The sequence below is a fragment of the Streptomyces actuosus genome (genome assembly GCF_016921115.1).
In the GTDB taxonomy this organism is placed as follows: domain Bacteria; phylum Actinomycetota; class Actinomycetes; order Streptomycetales; family Streptomycetaceae; genus Streptomyces; species Streptomyces actuosus_A.
Genome location: NZ_JAFFZS010000005.1, coordinates 168,741 through 185,517 on the forward strand (window position 1 = coordinate 168,741; position 16,777 = coordinate 185,517).

At 74.0% G+C, this 16,777-nt stretch carries 11 protein-coding genes; 4 read left to right on the forward strand and 7 right to left on the reverse strand.

Features of this window, described 5'->3' with window-relative positions; genetic code table 11:
* Positions 1 to 56: 56 nt before the first annotated feature.
* Positions 57 to 1,127 carry a C40 family peptidase gene (locus JS756_RS09285; protein ID WP_205382525.1) on the reverse strand — a complete coding sequence of 357 codons (1,071 nt, stop codon included), beginning with the start codon at positions 1,125 to 1,127 and terminating at the stop codon, positions 57 to 59.
* Between the two features lie 337 nt (positions 1,128 to 1,464).
* Between JS756_RS09285 and JS756_RS09290 the strand changes: the two genes are divergently transcribed.
* Positions 1,465 to 1,818: a hypothetical protein gene (locus JS756_RS09290; protein WP_205382526.1), complete on the forward strand. Its 354-nt coding sequence runs from the start codon at positions 1,465 to 1,467 to the stop codon at positions 1,816 to 1,818.
* Here JS756_RS09290 and JS756_RS09295 read toward each other — a convergent pair.
* Both JS756_RS09295 and JS756_RS09300 read right to left on the reverse strand, forming a co-directional pair.
* Positions 1,796 to 2,770, reverse strand: coding sequence for a tellurite resistance/C4-dicarboxylate transporter family protein (locus JS756_RS09295; protein WP_205382527.1), 975 nt, complete (start codon positions 2,768 to 2,770; stop codon positions 1,796 to 1,798). The two genes, JS756_RS09290 and JS756_RS09295, sit on opposite strands and share 23 nt — an antisense overlap.
* 319 nt (positions 2,771 to 3,089) lie before the next feature.
* Positions 3,090 to 4,280 (reverse strand): C40 family peptidase, encoded by a 1,191-nt coding sequence (locus JS756_RS09300; RefSeq protein ID WP_205382528.1) that lies wholly within the window; start codon positions 4,278 to 4,280, stop codon positions 3,090 to 3,092.
* Between the two features lie 1,277 nt (positions 4,281 to 5,557).
* Here JS756_RS09300 and pcrA point away from each other — a divergent pair.
* Positions 5,558 to 8,068: a DNA helicase PcrA gene (gene pcrA / locus JS756_RS09305; protein WP_205382529.1), complete on the forward strand. Its 2,511-nt coding sequence runs from the start codon at positions 5,558 to 5,560 to the stop codon at positions 8,066 to 8,068.
* A 75-nt stretch (positions 8,069 to 8,143) separates the two neighbouring features.
* Here the strand turns inward: pcrA and JS756_RS09310 are convergent, their stop codons facing one another.
* Both JS756_RS09310 and JS756_RS09315 read right to left on the reverse strand, forming a co-directional pair.
* Positions 8,144 to 9,766, reverse strand: coding sequence for a peptidoglycan DD-metalloendopeptidase family protein (locus JS756_RS09310; RefSeq protein ID WP_307790457.1), 1,623 nt, complete (start codon positions 9,764 to 9,766; stop codon positions 8,144 to 8,146).
* 203 nt (positions 9,767 to 9,969) lie between these two features.
* Entirely contained in the window at positions 9,970 to 10,860 is an 891-nt protein-coding gene (locus JS756_RS09315) for an esterase/lipase family protein (protein WP_438817293.1), read from the reverse strand.
* Between the two features lie 550 nt (positions 10,861 to 11,410).
* Here JS756_RS09315 and icmB point away from each other — a divergent pair.
* Complete coding sequence (gene icmB / locus JS756_RS09320; RefSeq protein WP_205382532.1) at positions 11,411 to 11,827, forward strand: coenzyme B12-dependent isobutyryl CoA mutase small subunit; 417 nt, start codon at positions 11,411 to 11,413, stop codon at positions 11,825 to 11,827.
* Between the two features lie 60 nt (positions 11,828 to 11,887).
* Here the strand turns inward: icmB and JS756_RS09325 are convergent, their stop codons facing one another.
* Both JS756_RS09325 and JS756_RS09330 read right to left on the reverse strand, forming a co-directional pair.
* Positions 11,888 to 13,612, reverse strand: coding sequence for a DUF5691 domain-containing protein (locus JS756_RS09325; RefSeq protein ID WP_240203492.1), 1,725 nt, complete (start codon positions 13,610 to 13,612; stop codon positions 11,888 to 11,890).
* A 334-nt stretch (positions 13,613 to 13,946) separates the two neighbouring features.
* Complete coding sequence (locus tag JS756_RS09330) at positions 13,947 to 15,344, reverse strand: SWIM zinc finger family protein (protein WP_205382533.1); 1,398 nt, start codon at positions 15,342 to 15,344, stop codon at positions 13,947 to 13,949.
* Positions 15,345 to 15,500: 156 nt separating this feature from the next.
* Between JS756_RS09330 and JS756_RS09335 the strand changes: the two genes are divergently transcribed.
* Entirely contained in the window at positions 15,501 to 16,640 is a 1,140-nt protein-coding gene (locus JS756_RS09335) for an AAA family ATPase (protein ID WP_205382534.1), read from the forward strand.
* Positions 16,641 to 16,777 lie beyond the last annotated feature (137 nt).

Consider the following 16,777-nt stretch of genomic DNA (forward strand, 5'->3'; position numbering starts at 1 on the left):
TCACCGTGCTCACGCCACGACGGCGGCTCCTGTTCCGTGCGGGGGAGGCCGCCGCGTCACACCACCCGCGTCGCCCCCGCGAACGGCATCTGGTCGATCGGCGCGACCCGTACCGGTGCGGACGGGTTGGGGGCGTGGATCATCTGCCCGTTGCCGATGTACAGGCCGACATGGCTGATACCCGAGTAGAAGAACACCAGGTCACCGGGGCGGAGTTCGGCGCGGGAGACGCGTCGCCCGGCGTCGATCTGCGCGTAGGTCGTGCGGGGCAGGGACACTCCGGCCGAGCGGTAGGCCGCCTGGACCAGGCCGGAGCAGTCGAAGGCGTTCGGCCCGGTCGCACCCCATACGTAGGGGCTGCCGAGCTTGCTGTAGGCGTAGGAGATCGCAGCGGCGGCGCGGGAACCGGGCGCCACGGCGCCGCCGGCTCCGGGCCGCACAAGGTCCCCGCGCTCCGCGGAGCCGGCGCGTGAGGCGCGGTCCTGAGCGGTGGAGCCCTCGCCGATACGGGCGCGCTCCTCGGCGCTCAGCCGATCCAGCAGGGTGCGGGCGGCCCCGAGTCTGCTGTCGACGGTCTTCTTCTGCTGCCTCAGTTCCTCCTGCCGGGACCGGAGCGTGGACAGCTCCCCGCGGGCGGTCGCGCGCAACTGCTCGATCTCCCGCACCTGTTTGCGCACCCCGGCGACGGCGACCGCCTGCCGGTCGCCCGCGCGCTCGGCGAAGGCGGCACTGTCGAGGTACTGGCGAGGGTCGTCGGAGAGGGCGAGCTGCACCGCCGGGTCCAGACCGCCGCGGCGGTACTGCGCGGCGGCGATCGAACCGAGCGCGTCCCGCTCCGCGTTGAGCCGCTCCTCCTTGCGGGCCGCCTCGTCGCGCAGCGTCTTCAGACGCCGTTCCGCGGCCTGGGCGTCCTCCTTGGCTCCGTTGTACTTCTCGGTGGCCGCCTCTGCCTCCTGGTACAGCTTGTCGACCTGGGCCCTGACCTGCGCCGGTGTCAGGTTCGGCTCGGCGTTGCCGGTGCCCTCGAAGGCGGTCGCGGTGGCCGCACCCGCCAGGGCGAGCGTTGCGGCGGTGCGGGCCGTGTTGCCGCCGAGGGAGCGCCGGCGGGGCTTGCGGTGCTCTGCCACGTGGGCTGCACGTCCTTTCGGTACGACACGTACGTCCGCCGCTGAGCGGTGGCGGCGTACGACCGCCGACTGGTCGGCCTCCTGCCCGGTGACGGCCCGTACGGGGGAGCGGGCCGCCACCGGACTTCTCGGCGGTGGTGGCCGACTGCCGCCCCTGGGCCGGGCGGCGGTGGGGAGCCGGTCACCTGGAGGAGGACGCTAGGCCCCTTTGTGTCGGCCCGGTAACGCATTGTGCGGAAGTGACGCACCGGTGACCGTGGGAGACCGGACATGATCACGAGCGGACGGGAAGGGGTGCATCCGTGCGAGAAGGACCGTGCAATTAGGCTCCGGCCTCATGGACGTACTCATCCATCTCTTCGTCGCCCTGCACATCATCGGTATCGCCGCGCTCCTGGGCGGCTTCCTCACGCAGATGAAGGCGATGGGCCGCGGCGCCGCCCGTTTCGTCCCCGCGATGCTGCACGGGGCGCTGACGATGCTGGTCACCGGTGTCATCCTGGTCGGCCTCAACCAGGCGGACGGCCACACGGTCGACAACATCAAGATCGGTGTGAAGCTGGCCCTGCTGATCGTGATCCTCGGGCTGGTCTACGTGAAGCGCGACGAGGAGACGGTGGACAAGCGCCTGTTCGGCCTCGTCGGCCTGCTCACCACAGCGAACATCTTCATCGCCGTGCTGTGGACCTGACAGCGACGGCAGCGGACCGGCCCGCCCCCGCGGCGACCGCCAGGCACACCGCGACCGCCACCCACAGCAGCGCCTTTCCCAGCGGTTCGAGGGACGGCAGGTCGGCAGCGCCGGCGACGGACAGGGCCGCGACCGCCGTCATGCCCATCGGGTGGACGGTGGCCCAGCGGCGCGCGTCGTAGCTCAGGCTGCGCCGCACCACCTCGGCGGCCAGGAGCACGGCGTACCAGCACAGGCCGAGCACCAGCAGGGCCACGGTCACCGTGCGCAGGACGCCTCGGTCGTCGTCGTTCCACAGGTACAGCCGCGGCCCGTTCGCGTCGAGCAGCCTCGCCCCGGCGAGCGCGGAGATCGCGAGGGCGCCGGCCGCCACCCACTGGTCCCCGGCACCCTCGGCGACCTGCCGCAGATCGAACCGGGTGAGCGCGATGCCGTAGAGCAGGAGCCCGATCCAGAACACCACCATCGCGGCGCGCGCGAGCCAGCCCGCCGTGTCCGACGCGGCGAGGGTCGCGCCGAGCACGGCGAGCCCCTGCGCGGCCACGCAGCTCAGGAACACCGACCCGGGCATGCCCCGCCCCAAGTGCCGGAAGGCGTACGGGAGCAGCCCCGCCCACAGCACCGACGACAGCGCCAGCAGCGCCTCGGCGGCCGAGGTCCACTCCAGGGCCGCGATCCGTGTCCCCAGCACGGTGGTCGCCGCCACGGACGTCAGCGCGGCCGGCATCCCGGTCCCCTCCCACCGACCCGGTCTCCGCAGCAGCCGCACGGCGAGGTCCGCCGCCAGGCCCAGCCAGGCGACGGCGGCCACGGCGAGGGCGACGCGTGACAGGGCGTCGCGTCCCACCAGGTCCAGGCCGACCGAGAGGGTGGCGGTCGCCATGACGGCGGCCCCGGCCGCCGGCAACCGTCGCGCCCGCCAGGCGCGCAGGAGGGAGGGGGAGCCGGGCATGCGGCCGATGCTAGGCGGCTTTCGCCGCGTCGCGACGCCCGGCACGCGCTCTCACCGCACCGGCCCAACAACCCGGTACGCCCCCGGGGAGGGCTCCGACGGGGCTCCGGGAGGGGCCGGGACCGGACGCCGTGCCCCGACGAGCGGACCGCCCACGGACAGGGGACGGAGCCGGGACCGGAACCGCTCGCGGCCTCACGGGTGGTGCGTCACACGGCAGCGCACGGCCCGTACGCCGGGGCCGCCCGGGTCGTCCGGCGGTACCGGGGCGGCCGGCAGCCCCCGGTGCGGAACCGTCCGCACGGCAGGGGGGCCGGGCTCAGGCCGGGCGTACCACGCTGTGGATCGACGACTCGCCGTCGTAGTAGATGGACTCCTCGCGCACGTACGCGCCCGGCTTCGGGGCGTGGATCATCATGCCGTCGCCGATGTAGATGCCGACGTGGCTGACGTCGTCGTAGAAGAAGACCAGGTCACCGGGCCGGGCCTGGGAGAGCGGGACGGTCGTGCCGGCGTTCACCTGGTCGTAGGTGGTGCGCGGCAGGTCCACTCCGGCGGCCTTCCAGGAGGCCTGGGTGAGGCCGGAGCAGTCGTAGGAGTCGGGGCCGGTGGCGCCCCAGACGTACGGCTTGCCGATCTGCGCGCGGGCGAAGGCGAGGGCCTTGTCGGCCTGGGTGGTGGAGGAGCCGGACGGGGTGGAGGTGCCGGTGTCCGACGCGCCCGTGCCCGACGTACCCGTACCCGAGGTGCCGGTCTGCGACTCCTGCTGTTGCTGCTGGGCGGCGGCTTCCGCCTGCCGCTGCTGCTCCTGCTGCCGGGCCAGCTCGGCGGCCTTGCGGGCGGCTTCCTCCTGCTTCTGCTTCTCGATCGCGGCCAGCCGCGCCTTCTCCTGCGCCGTCAGCTCGGACAGCAGCTCCCGCGCGTCGGTGAGCTTCTGCTGCACGGTGGCCTTGGCGGCCTTCAGGTCGTTCTGCGACTCGGTGAGCGTCCGGAGGCTCTCGGTGGCCTCCCGGCGCTGCTCCATCGTCTCCGACTGCTGCGTGATGTACGCGTCGACCGCGTCCTTCTGCCGGCCGGTCAGCCGGTTCATCAACTGGGCCTGGTCGAAGTAGTCCTGCGGGTTCCCGGCGAGCAGGAAGGTCGCCGTGTCGGGGGCGGCGGCGCCGGTGCGGTACTGGGCCGCGGCGAAGGAACCCAGCTGGTCCCGCGCCTCGTTGAGCTTCTGTGTGCGCCGGGCGACGTCGTCGAGGAGACCGTCGACGCGTTGCCGCTGCTCGGCGGTCCTCTCCTTGGCCTTGTTGTACTTCTCGGTCGCCGACTCGGCCTGCCGGTAGAGGTCGTCGACCTTCTTCTCGACCTCTTCCAGACTGGGCCGGTCGTCCGTCGTCGGGGCGGCGTTCGCGGTCTGGGAGAGCAGGGCGACGGAGGTGAGGGCGGCGGTGGCGAGGGCGGGGGTGCGCAGACCGGCGGCGAGGGTGCCCGCGGGCCGCGACTTGCGGTGCGACGCCAAAGGAGAGGGCTCCTTCCGTGTTCCGCCCGCCCGGTCGGTGGTGCGGACCGGGCGTCGCCCGGGCCCGGGCTCGGGCGAGGAGCCGGGGCTGTTCGGTGCCGCAGGCCTCACGGCCCTGCGGCCGTGGCGGAGATGGGCCGGCTCACCCGGGTCCCGGTGGGTCCCCGGCTCCGGGCACCGTGGCGGCGCGCGGGTTCGGCGGAGGCCGCTCGGCCCGGCGACGTTCGCCGGTGGGTGCCCTGCGGCCCGCCCGCACCGTAGCCAACTCGTACGGCGCCTGTGAAGGTTGGTGAGCGATATGCCCGATACATTTTCGTGACCTCATGTCGGGGGCGCCGTCCACCGGGGCCGATGCGAAGGGGTCTGCGTCGGCCTGTGCGCATTCTCGCCGGAATGACGCCTTCCGCTCGCTTCTCGGTGGGTGGGTCATCGCCGGGTGCGGGGCCGGAGGCGCCCCGGCCGTCCTGTCGGTCCGGACCGGCGCGTGCGATGACCCGTACCCGTCCTCCGTCCCCGGCCCTGGCCCTCGTCCCCGCCCCCGGTCCTGGCTCGTCCCCGCCCCCCGGCCCTGGCCTCGTCCTCGTCCCCGTCCTCGCCTTCGTCCCCGCCCCCGGGTCCCGGGAACGGAAGTGACCAACGTCTCCTGCCGGGCGGCGCGGCACGCGGACGCCGGTCCCGGCGGGGCGTCGTCGCCCGCGCGGGCGGGGGCGACGACGGGGCCCGGCCGGCCGCCCCGGGACGACGGGGCCGCGCGTGACGGGGCGCCGGGCGCAAGCCCCTGGCGTAGGTCTGGGCGGAGCGCGTCGGGGGGCCTTGGTGGAGCGCTTCGGTGGAGTGCGTCGCTGGAGGGCTTTGGTCGAGGGCTTTGGTGGAGCGTTCCGGCGCGCGGCCCGGCCGGGCCCGTATGCGGGTCGGCGGACTCCGGATCAGGGGGATCCGGTGCCGGTGAAACGGGTCGGGATCCCGAACCGGCGACCCGGGCCACTGGGAACCGGGCGGGCGGGACCCGGACCACGGGGTCCGGCCGACGTGATCCGGGCGAGCCGGTCCGGGCCGTAAGGGTCCGGGCCAAGGGCGTCCGTGCCCGAGGCGATCCGGGGCGGCGCGACCCGGGGCGGGGGCGCCGTGATCCTCCCGGGAGGCGGTGTGCTGTCAGTGGGGTGTGCCAGGGTCTGTTCCAGGGCGCGGTGCGGGTTCCGGGCCGGTACCCGGCCGGCGGGCCGGGGTCCCGCGACCCCCGCACCCGGCCGTCGGGCAGGCCCTAGACTCGGAGAGCGATGAGCAGCCTCTTTGACGACAGCTTCCTGGCGGATCTCCAGGCCCCGCGGGCCCACGAGGACGGACCTCCGCCACCGCCCGAGGACGATCACGCTCCGGAGCCCGTTCCGGACGATCTGTTCGGCGGGAAGTTCGACGTGCCGCCGGACCGGGACGCCTACTACCGCGACGGCGCCCACCGGCCCCCGGTGGACCCCGCCGCCCTGCTGGAGGGCCTCAACGACAACCAGCGCGCCGCCGTCGTCCACGCCGGCTCCCCGCTGCTCATCGTGGCCGGCGCCGGCTCCGGCAAGACCCGCGTGCTCACCCACCGCATCGCCCACCTGCTCGCCGAGCGGGACGTGCACCCCGGCCAGATCCTCGCGATCACCTTCACCAACAAGGCCGCGGGCGAGATGAAGGAGCGGGTCGAGCAGCTCGTCGGCCCGCGCGCCAACGCCATGTGGGTCATGACCTTCCACAGCGCGTGCGTGCGCATTCTGCGGCGCGAGTCGAAGCGGCTCGGTTTCACCTCGTCCTTCTCCATCTACGACGCCGCCGACTCCAAGCGCCTGATGGCGCTGGTCTGCCGCGATCTGGACCTCGACCCCAAGCGCTTCCCGCCCAAGTCGTTCAGCGCCAAGATCAGCAACCTGAAGAACGAGCTGATCGACGAGGAGGACTTCGCGGCGCAGGCCAGTGGGGGCACCTCCCAGGCTTCCGGCTCCGGGGGAGGGTTCGAGAAGACCCTCGCCCAGGCCTACGCCCTCTACCAGTCGCGGCTGCGCGAGGCGAACGCCCTCGACTTCGACGACCTGATCATGACGACGGTCAACCTGCTGCGCGCCTTCCCGGACGTCGCCGAGCACTACCGCCGCCGCTTCCGGCATGTCCTCGTCGACGAGTACCAGGACACCAACCACGCGCAGTACGCGCTCGTGCGCGAGCTGGTCGGATCCACCGAGCACCCGGTCGACGTCCCGCCCAGCGAGTACGACCTCCCGCCCGCCGAACTGTGCGTCGTGGGTGACGCCGACCAGTCGATCTACGCCTTCCGCGGCGCGACCATCCGCAACATCCTCCAGTTCGAGGAGGACTACCCGGATGCGACGACCATCCTGCTGGAGCAGAACTACCGCTCCACCCAGACCATCCTGTCCGCCGCCAACGCGGTCATCGAGCGCAACGAGTCCCGCCGCCCCAAGAACCTGTGGACCAACGCGGGCACGGGCGCGAGCATCACCGGCTACGTCGCCGACACCGAGCACGACGAGGCGCAGTTCGTCGCCGACGAGATAGACCGCCTGGTCGACGCGGGCGAGGCGAAGGCCGGCGACGTCGCCGTCTTCTACCGCACCAACGCCCAGTCGCGTGTCTTCGAAGAGGTCTTCATCCGCGTCGGCCTGCCCTACAAGGTGGTCGGCGGCGTCCGCTTCTACGAGCGCAAGGAGGTCCGGGACGTCCTGGCCTACCTGCGGGTGCTGGCCAACCCGGAGGACTCCGTCCCGCTGCGCCGCATCCTCAACGTACCCAAGCGCGGCATCGGCGACCGCGCCGAGGCGATGGTCGACGCCCTCGCCCAGCGGGAGAGGATCAGCTTCGCGCAGGCCCTCAAGCGGGTCGACGAGGCGTACGGCATGGCCGCCCGGTCGACCAACGCCGTCAAGCGGTTCAACACGCTGATGGAGGACCTCCGCACGATCGTCGAGTCCGGAGCGGGCCCGGCGACCGTCGTGGAGGCCATCCTCGAACGCACCGGCTACCTGGCCGAGTTGCAGGCCTCCACCGATCCCCAGGACGAGACCCGCATCGAGAACCTCCAGGAACTCGCTGCCGTCGCGTTGGAGTTCGAGCAGGAGCGCGCCGAGGGCGAGGCCGGGACGCTGGCCGACTTCCTGGAGCAGGTCGCCCTGGTCGCCGACTCCGACCAGATCCCCGACGAGGAGGACGGCGACGGAGTCATCACCCTGATGACGCTGCACACGGCCAAGGGCCTGGAGTTCCCGGTCGTGTTCCTGACCGGCATGGAGGACGGCGTCTTCCCGCACATGCGCGCCCTCGGCCAGACCAAGGAACTGGAGGAGGAGCGGCGTCTGGCCTACGTCGGCATCACGCGCGCCCGGGAACGGCTGTACCTGACGCGGTCGGCGATGCGCAGCGCATGGGGGCAGCCGTCCTACAACCCGCCTTCGCGTTTCCTGGAGGAGATTCCGCCGCACCATGTGGACTGGAAACGGACGGGTGCCGCGCCGTCGGCCTCCTCCGGACCGGCCTCGGGCGTCGCGGCCTCCCTGTCCTCGACCCGCTCCCGGTCGTCGGCCTCGGGTGCCTCCGGGTTCGCCACGCGGCGCGCCGGCGGCAAGCCGGTGGTCTCGCTGGCGGTCGGGGACCGGGTCACGCACGACCAGTTCGGGCTCGGGACCGTCGTCGCGGTCAAGGGTCTGGGCGACAAGGCCGAGGCGACGATCGACTTCGGCGACGCAAAGCCGAAGCGGCTTCTGCTGCGCTACGCGCCGGTGGAGAAGCTGTAGCGGCCGGACAGGAGTGAGCCCCCGCCGGGCGGCGGGGGCCTGCGCTCACGTCGGACGGCCCGGGGCCGGCTCAGCTCACGTCGGGTCGAGGTCGTGACTGCGCAGCCACGGCAGCGGGTCGACGGCCGAACCGCCGTAGGGCCGGACCTCGAAGTGCAGGTGCGGACCGGTGGAGTTGCCGGAGTTGCCGGAGTAGGCGATCGGGTCGCCGGCCTTCACCGTCGTACCGGGGGCGACGCGGTAGCGCGAGAGGTGGCAGTACCAGGTCTCCGTGCCGTCCTTCGCCGTCACGATCATCATGTTGCCGTAGGCGCTGTTCCACTGGGTCGACACGACGCCGTCCGTCGCGGCCATCACCGTGGTGCCGTAGGAGACGGGGAAGTCGATGCCGGTGTGCACGGACATCCAGTTGATGCCGGCCTGCCCGAAGTAGGCGCTGAGCCCGTGCTGGGCGACCGGCAGGGCGAACTTGGGCCGCAGCCGCTCCTTGCGGGCAGCCTCCTCGGCCGCCTTCCTCCGCTCGGCCTCCCGCTGTTCCTTGAGGTCGATGCGCTGCTGCGTACGGCTGGCCCGGTCGGCGAAGTCGTCGGCGCCGGCGGACAGGTTCTGCAGCTGGGAGTCCAGCTTGTTGTTGGCGGCGGATGGTTTCACCGCGTGCGCGTCCGGCGCTGCGGCGGCGGTGTCCGTGCTGTCGCCGGTGAAGGTGCCGACGGAGGCGGCGGCGATCCCGGCGACACCGAGCACGCAGACCGAGGGCACGGCGACGGTCAGCAGCGCGGAGCGCTTGGTGGGGGTACGGCGGCGACCGCGTGAACCGCGGGAGGCGGCGCGCGGGGAGGGGACGGCGGTGACCTCCTCCTGGTCGTCGAGAAGCGGCGTGCCGTCCTCGTCCACGGCGGGCAGCTCGCCGGTGTCGCCCGGCGAGCCGGCGGCGGGGTCGTCGTGGCCGGCCTGGCCGAAGGCGGGGTCCACCCCTGTGTCCGGGACGCTCTCGAAGGTCGCCGTGGCCTGCTGATCGAGGATGTCCGGATGCTGCGCGTACGCCTCCGCACCGGGCTGCTGCTCGTACTGGTCCGCGCCCGTGTGCTGCTCGTACTGGTCCGCGCCCGTGTGCTGCTCGTACTGGTCCGCGCCCGTGTGCTGCTCGTACTGGTCCGCGCCCGTGTGCTGCGCGGTGCAGTCGGCGTTCCACTGCGTGGCGTCGTACGCGCTGGTGTCGTAGGCCTGCGTGCCCCACTGCCACTGCTGCGTGGGGTCGGCGGTGCCGGTCTGGTCGGGCTGCAGCCAGGCGGACGCGTCCCACTGGGCGGAGACGTCCGGGGCGGCGTACTGCGCGGGAACGGTCGGCAGTTGCTGCTGGTCCGCGGCCCATGCGGTGGTGTCGTAGGCGCCGTCGGCGTAGCCGGCGTACTGCTGGGCCGCGTACGGGTCCTGGTGGAGGTCGTGCTGGGCGCCGGTGGACCACTGGCCGGCGTCGTACGTGCCGGTGGCGTCGCCCGGGAAGCTGCCGTAGAGCGGGTCGGTGGCGTAGGCCGTCGAGGCGAAGCCGCCGTGCGAACCGCCGCCCGTGCCGTAGCCGTACGTGGTGAAGCCGTCGTACTGGGCTTCCTGAGTGCCGTAGGGCGCGTAGTGCGCCGAGGCGGCATCGGAAGCCGTAGCCGGGGTGGTCACGGTCCCCGACGGGTGACGGTCGTTCACCAACTTCTCTTTCGCCTCGACAACAGGGGCTGCCAGAGCAGTGCGGCGACTGTACCCGGCGGTACGCGGGCGCGACAATCTTCGGCGGGTTTCCTGCCCCCGGGAAACGGGCATTCGGCCGTGTTTCGGCGAACTGCGGACGCGCCCTTGGCGTTGCGTTCGAAGGTTGTTCGATACGGGTGCGGGGGTGGGGCCCGGAGGCGTCAGGCCACCGTCAGCCCCCCTGCCTGATCGGCGGTCTCCGTTCCCGGCAACTCCGCGTCGAGAGCTCGGCGAATGCCCGCCGCGACGGCCGGGTGCACCGGCAGCGCCAGATGCCCGACGCCGCTGACCTGGACGTTCTGCGCGGCCAGGTCGGGGTGGTCGATGCAGGCCGTGTCCAGCGGATCCATGAGGTGGTCCAGGTCGCTCCAGAAGCCGACGAAGCGGGTGCGGCAGCCGGGCGCCGGCCGGGACAACTCCTCCAGGACCGGCGAGCCGGGGCGCATCTGGCGGACGATCGGGTGCGCGTTGGCCAGCGGGGCGACCCGCGTGCCCGCGTGCGGCGTGCCGAGCGTGACCAGGGTGCGCACGCGGCGGTCGCCGCCCAGGCGCTGCACGTAGTAGCGGGCGATCAGCCCGCCGAGGCTGTGTCCGACGACGTCCACGCGCTCGCTGCCCGTGCGCTCGCAGATCTCCTCGATGTGCCGGCCGAGCAGGTCGGCCGCGGCGCGGATGTCGCAGGTCAGCGGTGAGTAGTTGAGCGACTCGATGCGCTGCCGGCCGTGCTGCGCGAGGCTGCGGCGCAGCAGTACGAACACGGAGCGGTTGTCGATGAAGCCGTGCAGCAGGACCACGGGGGGCTGCTCCGGCGCCGGGAGCCGGGTGGGGTCCGGGGCGTCGGCCGCGAGGGGCCGGCCGGCGGGGCTCCGGCGTTCCTGGGTGATGCCGGAGGGGTAGAGCAGCAGGTGTCCCGCGAGGATCGCGCACTCCAGGGCGGTCGCCTTCAGCAGCGCCACGGACAGCCCCGCCAACTTCGTCGGCAACATCCGCCCGCACAGCGGCAGGAGGGACGACAAGGAAGACGGCGACAAGGACGGCATTGCGGACAGCATCGACAAAGCCGACAGGGTCGACAAGGGTGAGAAGGGCGCGAGAGCGGGCTGCAGAACCCTGGTGACCTTCATGGCCGGCCTCCTGTCGGCACGCTGGAGGACGGCCTTGTCCCCCGTGTGTACTCCTGGGAAGCCGAGGCGGAGGTGATCGGCGATGCCGGAGCGGGTGCGGTGGGGTGAGCGCGGCCGGCGGCCCGTGGTGCCCGTGGTGCGCCGATGACGTGGAGAGGCCTGCTGCCGGTGCGGCGACGAGGCTCCCCGCTGTCGTGCCGTGTCTGCCCTACGTGCCCTGCGTGCCATCGCCGAGGCGTCGCACCGACACGCACGCGGCCTGCGGCGCGGCGGTGCGACGACCTCGCTGCGGCTCCCGTTGCGCGACTTGGAACGGTGCGCTGCTGGTGTGTCCCTGCGTGTGATTTCCCCCTCCCTCCCCACCGTGAAACGGCCGGGTGCGGGATGCTGGCGATAACGTTCGTTCACTTCCCTGGCCGGTGCGGGTGCCGCGGTACCCGCCGGCAGGGACGAATGCAGTCGCTTCATGGAGGCAGTGATGGGTGTGGCAGCCGGTCCGATCCGCGTGGTGGTGGCCAAGCCGGGGCTCGACGGCCACGATCGCGGGGCCAAGGTCATCGCGCGGGCGCTGCGCGACGCGGGGATGGAGGTCATCTACACCGGACTCCACCAGACCCCCGAGCAGATCGTCGGCACCGCGATCCAGGAGGACGCCGACGCGATCGGGCTGTCCATCCTCTCCGGCGCGCACAACACGCTCTTCGCGGCCGTCATCGCGCTGCTGAAGGAGCGGGACGCCGAGGACATCCTGGTCTTCGGCGGCGGCATCATCCCCGAGGCGGACATCCCCCCGCTGAAGGAGAAGGGCGTCGCGGAGATCTTCACGCCGGGCGCGACGACGCAGTCCATCGTGGACTGGGTCCGGGCGAACGTCCGTCAGCCCGCGGACGCCTGAGTCTCGGCCAGGTCGACCGGAGGGGACGGCGAGGCCGTTCCCCCGGGCGGTGCCGCGACCTCAGGAAGCGGTGCGGCAGGCTCCCGGACCGGCGCCCCGGCGCTCCGGGGCGGTGCGGCGGTGTCCTGCGACGGTGCCGCCTGCTGCGACGGTGCCGCCGCCCGGGTCGGGGGGGCTGAGCTCCTCCGCCATCGCCGCGCGCAGTCGTAGCGTCGTGACCAGACGCTGGAAGGCCTCCGCCCAGTAGCCGCCGGCTCCCGGAGAGGCGCCCTCCGCCTCGTCCGGCACGGCCAGCAGACCGTCCAGGCGGGCCGTCTCCGCCGGGTCGAGGCAGCGCTCGGCCAGCCCCATCACCCCACTGAAACTCCAGGGGTAACTCCCCGCGTCCCGCGCGATGTCGAGCGCATCGACGACCGCCCGCCCGAGCGGCACCGCCCACGGCACGGCACACACCCCGAGCAACTGGAACGCCTCGGACAGTCCGTGCACGGCGATGAAACCGGCCACCCACCCGGCCCGCTCGTCCGCTCCCAGCGTCGCGAGCAGCTTGGCCCGCTCGGCCAGCGAGAGGGCACCCGGCCCACCGGCCCCCGGCGCGGACGGCGCCCCGAGCAGCGCGCGCGACCACTGGGGATCCCGCTGCCGCACCGCGGCCCGGCACCACGCGGCGTGCAGCTCGCCCTGCCAGTCGTCCGCGACCGGCAGTGCCACGATCTCCCGTGCCGTCCGCCCGCCCAGCCGCCCGGACCACGTGCCGAGCGGCGCCGCCTCCACCAGCTGTCCCAGCCACCACGACCGCTCGCCCCGGCCGGGCGGCGCCTTGGCCACGACTCCGTCGCGCTCCATACCGGCGTCGCACTCGTGCGGTGCCTCCACCACGAGCGCCGGCGGGTCCAGGGCGCGGTCGACCGCCACGCACGCCGCGGCCCGCACCGCCATCCGCGCGGCGAGAGCCGAGCCGGGCAGCGCCGACAGCAACTCGGCCGCGGTCGACCGCACCGTGCGGCTCCGGTCGGTCAGGGCCGCCTCGAGGAACGGTTCGTCGTCCGGCCCCAGACCCGTGCGCAGCGAGTCGAGGAACATCAGCCGGTCCTCGGCCCGCTCCGTCGTCCACGTCGACACCAGCAGCTCCCGCCCGGCGGCGGGATCACGCGCCCGCAGCGCCGACAGCAGTGCGACCCGCTCCGCGAACAGCCCCTCCCGCCACAGCCGGTCGGTGCGCCCGGAACCGTTCCCCCTCACTGGCGCGGACCCGCCGCCGGGCATCGTCCGCAGCGCGAACCGCCAGTCCGGGTTCAGCCGGGCCAGCCACAGTGCCCGCGGCCCCGCGAACTCCAGCGCCGCCGGCCTCAGATCCGTGCGCCCGCGGGCCGCGTCCAGCAGTGCGGGCACGGCGTGCGCGGGAGCGGCGTAACCGTGGGCGTTCGCCGTCGCCAGCCACTGGGGGAGCAGCTCCATCAGGTCAGGTGCCGCGCCCCGGCGCCCGGCACCCCCGCCGGGGCGGTTCGCCAGCAGTGTGCCGAGCCTGCGGGCCGCCGCCGCGGGCAGCGCGGGGCGCGGGTCGTCGGGAGCCGGTTCCGGGCGGGGCGCCGCGGTCGCCGGCCGTATCCCGGCCCGCCGCCGCACGGTCGCCACGGCCGCCGCGTCCAGTAGCGCGACGGGGGCCGGGCGGCCGGGTGCGGCGCCCGGCGGTGTGCGCCGTTCCGTGCCCAGGAGCGCCGCCGTGACCAGTTCCTCCCAGGCTCCCGCCGAGGACGGTGCCGCCGGAGCGGAGGTGTGGTTCATCGGGCCTCTCCTTCGTGGATGCCCCGGCCTTCGGGCCGGGGAGGGGACGAAGCTCGTGCGGAGCAGGGCAGGGGAAGCCGGTTGGCGGTCAGGGTGGACCTGCGTGCACCGTCCACCGGCCGACACTCGCTGCTCACCGTGTCCTTTCCACCGGGTCCATGACTCCGCCGCCTGAAGCCGGGTGCCGGAACCGGGTTCTGCGGCAGCGGCGGGGCAGTCGCGCCGGTGTCCCGAGGACGGGGCGTGGCCCGGCTCCTGCCGCTGGACGGGGGAGCGCGGTGCCCGGGGCGAGAGGGGTGGCAGGCCGGAGCCCCGAGGGCCGGGGGCCGGTGGCTCAGCACAGCGGCACCACCTCGCCTGCCTCCCGCGGCCAGGCCGCGAGCGGGGTGAAGCCGCGGTGGCCGAACTCGCCGAAGACCTTCACCGGGGCACCGCCCGAGAGCGCGACCAGCCGCCACAGTCCCGGCCGGGCCACGGCGGCGGAGGCCAGCGGCAGCGCGGCGTCCTCGTCGGCGTCCGCGAGCTGCCACCCGTCGCCGTCCCGGGCCGGTACGGCCCGCTCCAGCGTCACCGGGACCAGGTCCAGCCAGGGATCGGCACGCAGCGCCTCGCCGTAGTGGGCCGCCGCCCGAGCCGCCGTCACCCCGGCGGGCCGGGCGTGCGTCGGTGCGGGCGGAGCGAACTGCTCGCGCAGCGAGACCCGTCGCTGCCCGGTGCCGGGACGGGCCGACACCTCGGCGTCCAGCGCCAGCCCGACCGGCAGCGCCTGTTCCGGGGCGCGGCCGGCCGCGCCGTACGACAGCAGCAGCGCGGTGCGCCCGGTGGCGGTGCCGTACAGCCAGGTCCGGCGCGTCGTCAGTTTCGCGTCCGCCACGTCGTACCGGGCGAGGACCAGCCATCGGTCGCGCAGCGGCGGGCCGTCCGCAGCCTGGACCAGGCCGACCCGCGACCGGACCGTCGCCGCCAGCTCCTGGGGCAGCCGCTCACGGCGCAGCCAGCCCTGGTCCAGAAGGTGGAGCAGTGCGCACTCCTCCAGCAGGCGCACCGGCCAGCCCGGGCCCGACGAAGCGATCCCGCCCAGGTCCCGTACCCGCGCGGCCAGGCCCGGGGCCTGGGCGTCCACCATGCGCGCCGCGGTCTCCTCCCACAGCCCGTACTCCGCCTGCTCGGCCGCGGCGAGGCCGCCGCGCAGCAGGTCCGCGAGGCGCTGCTCCAGCTCCGTGGCGCCCGCGGTGATCCGTTCCGCCCGGCGTTCCGCCCGGCGTTCCGCCCGGCGTTCCGCCCGGCGTCGCGCGGCCTGCGGGTCGGCGGAGGCGGACGCCGGCGACGAGCTGCCCCCGCCTGCCGCAGCGCCCCGCTCCGCCCGCCGCCCTCTCGCCGCCGCTCTGTCCTCCACCCACCGCGCGGCCCACTGCGGCGGCTCCCCCGGCGGCACCGCACCGTCCCCCTCCGCCCAGAGCAGCAGCAGGCCGAGCGCGTGCTTGCACGGGAACCTGCGGCTCGGGCAACTGCACCTGTACGCGGGTCCGGCGGCGTCCCCGAGGTCGACGACCGTCCGGTACGGCGTGCTGCCGCTGCCCTTGCACAGCCCCCACACCGCGCCCTCGCCGGAACGGCCCGCCTCGGACCACGGTCCCGCCACACCGAGCCTGCTCCCCGCCTTCCGCGACGCAGCGTCAGATGCCAGTGCCAGCACCTGTTCCGCGCTCCAGCGCACCCCCTGCTCAGTCATGACCCCGACGGTAGGTCCCCCCACTGACAACGGGCCCCGGGCGGCGGTCCGCGCGCCTCGCGGCGACGGTGTTCGCGCAGGTCGGAGTCGGTTGTCAGTGGTGTGGTGCACCGTGGAGGCAGATTCGAACCGGACGAGCCGGAGGGGGACTTCGCCATGTCTGTGTCCGTGGAGACGACGGTTGCCGCGTCGGGCGGGAGGGGGCCCGCGCCGACGGCGCACGCCCTGCGGCCGCACGCCGAGACGGCCTTCGCGCACGAACTCGCCGCGCTGGCCGCGCAGGACGACCGGCCGCGCCCGGACCGCTGGAGGCTGTCGCCGTGGGCGGTGGCGACCTACCTGCTCGGCGGAACGCTGCCCGACGGCACGGTGATCACTCCGAAGTACGTGGGGCCGCGCCGCATCGTCGAGGTCGCCGTCACGACGCTCGCCACCGACCGGGCCCTCCTCCTGCTGGGTGTGCCCGGCACCGCGAAGACCTGGGTGTCGGAGCACCTGGCCGCCGCGGTCAGCGGCGACTCCACGCTGCTCGTGCAGGGCACGGCCGGGACACCGGAGGAGGCGATCCGCTACGGCTGGAACTACGCGCAACTGCTGGCCCGCGGCCCCAGCCGCGACGCGCTGGTTCCCAGCCCGGTCATGCGGGCCATGGCCGAGGGGACGACCGCACGCGTCGAGGAACTGACCCGCATCCCGGCCGACGTGCAGGACACCCTCATCACGATCCTGTCGGAGAAGACCCTGCCGATACCGGAACTGGGCCAGGAGGTGCAGGCCGTACGCGGCTTCAACCTCATCGCCACGGCCAACGACCGGGACCGCGGCGTCAACGACCTGTCCAGCGCCCTGCGCCGCCGCTTCAACACGGTCGTCCTGCCGCTGCCGGCGAGCGTCGAGTCCGAGGTCGACATCGTGTCCCGGCGCGTCGACCAGATCGGCCGGTCGCTCGACCTGCCGCCGGTGCCCGACGGCATCGACGAGATCCGCCGCGTCGTCACCGTCTTCCGCGAACTGCGGGACGGGATCACCGCCGACGGCCGGACCAAGGTGAAGTCGCCCAGCGGCACGCTGTCCACCGCCGAGGCGATCTCCGTCGTCACCGGAGGCCTTGCGCTGTCCGCCCACTTCGGCGACGGCGTCCTGCGGCCGGCGGACGTCGCCGCGGGCGTCCTCGGTGCGGTGGTCCGCGACCCGGCCTCCGACCGGGTGGTGTGGCAGGAGTATCTGGAGGCCGTGGTCCGTGAGCGCGACGGCTGGAGCGATTTCTACCGCGCGTGCCGGGAGGTGGGCGCATGACCGCCGGGCGCGGCGGGACCCGTCCTCTCCTGCAGGCCTTCGGCGGACCGTGCGGGACGGACACGGGCAGCCGGGTGGGGGCCGGCCGGCCCGACGCGTCGACGACGGTGCCGGGCGACGACGACACCGCCTGGCCC

What these genes read in the sequence shown, in the direction of transcription:
- icmB (WP_205382532.1), top strand. Translation starts at nt 11,411, where the DNA reads ATGGGTGTGGCAGCCGGTCCGATCCGCGTGGTGGTGGCCAAGCCGGGG.
- JS756_RS09325 (WP_240203492.1), bottom strand. Translation starts at nt 13,612, where the DNA reads ATGAACCACACCTCCGCTCCGGCGGCACCGTCCTCGGCGGGAGCCTGG.
- JS756_RS09335 (WP_205382534.1), top strand. Translation starts at nt 15,501, where the DNA reads ATGTCTGTGTCCGTGGAGACGACGGTTGCCGCGTCGGGCGGGAGGGGG.
- JS756_RS09295 (WP_205382527.1), bottom strand. Translation starts at nt 2,770, where the DNA reads ATGCCCGGCTCCCCCTCCCTCCTGCGCGCCTGGCGGGCGCGACGGTTG.
- JS756_RS09290 (WP_205382526.1), top strand. Translation starts at nt 1,465, where the DNA reads ATGGACGTACTCATCCATCTCTTCGTCGCCCTGCACATCATCGGTATC.
- pcrA (WP_205382529.1), top strand. Translation starts at nt 5,558, where the DNA reads ATGAGCAGCCTCTTTGACGACAGCTTCCTGGCGGATCTCCAGGCCCCG.
- JS756_RS09330 (WP_205382533.1), bottom strand. Translation starts at nt 15,344, where the DNA reads ATGACTGAGCAGGGGGTGCGCTGGAGCGCGGAACAGGTGCTGGCACTG.
- JS756_RS09315 (WP_438817293.1), bottom strand. Translation starts at nt 10,860, where the DNA reads ATGCTGTCCGCAATGCCGTCCTTGTCGCCGTCTTCCTTGTCGTCCCTC.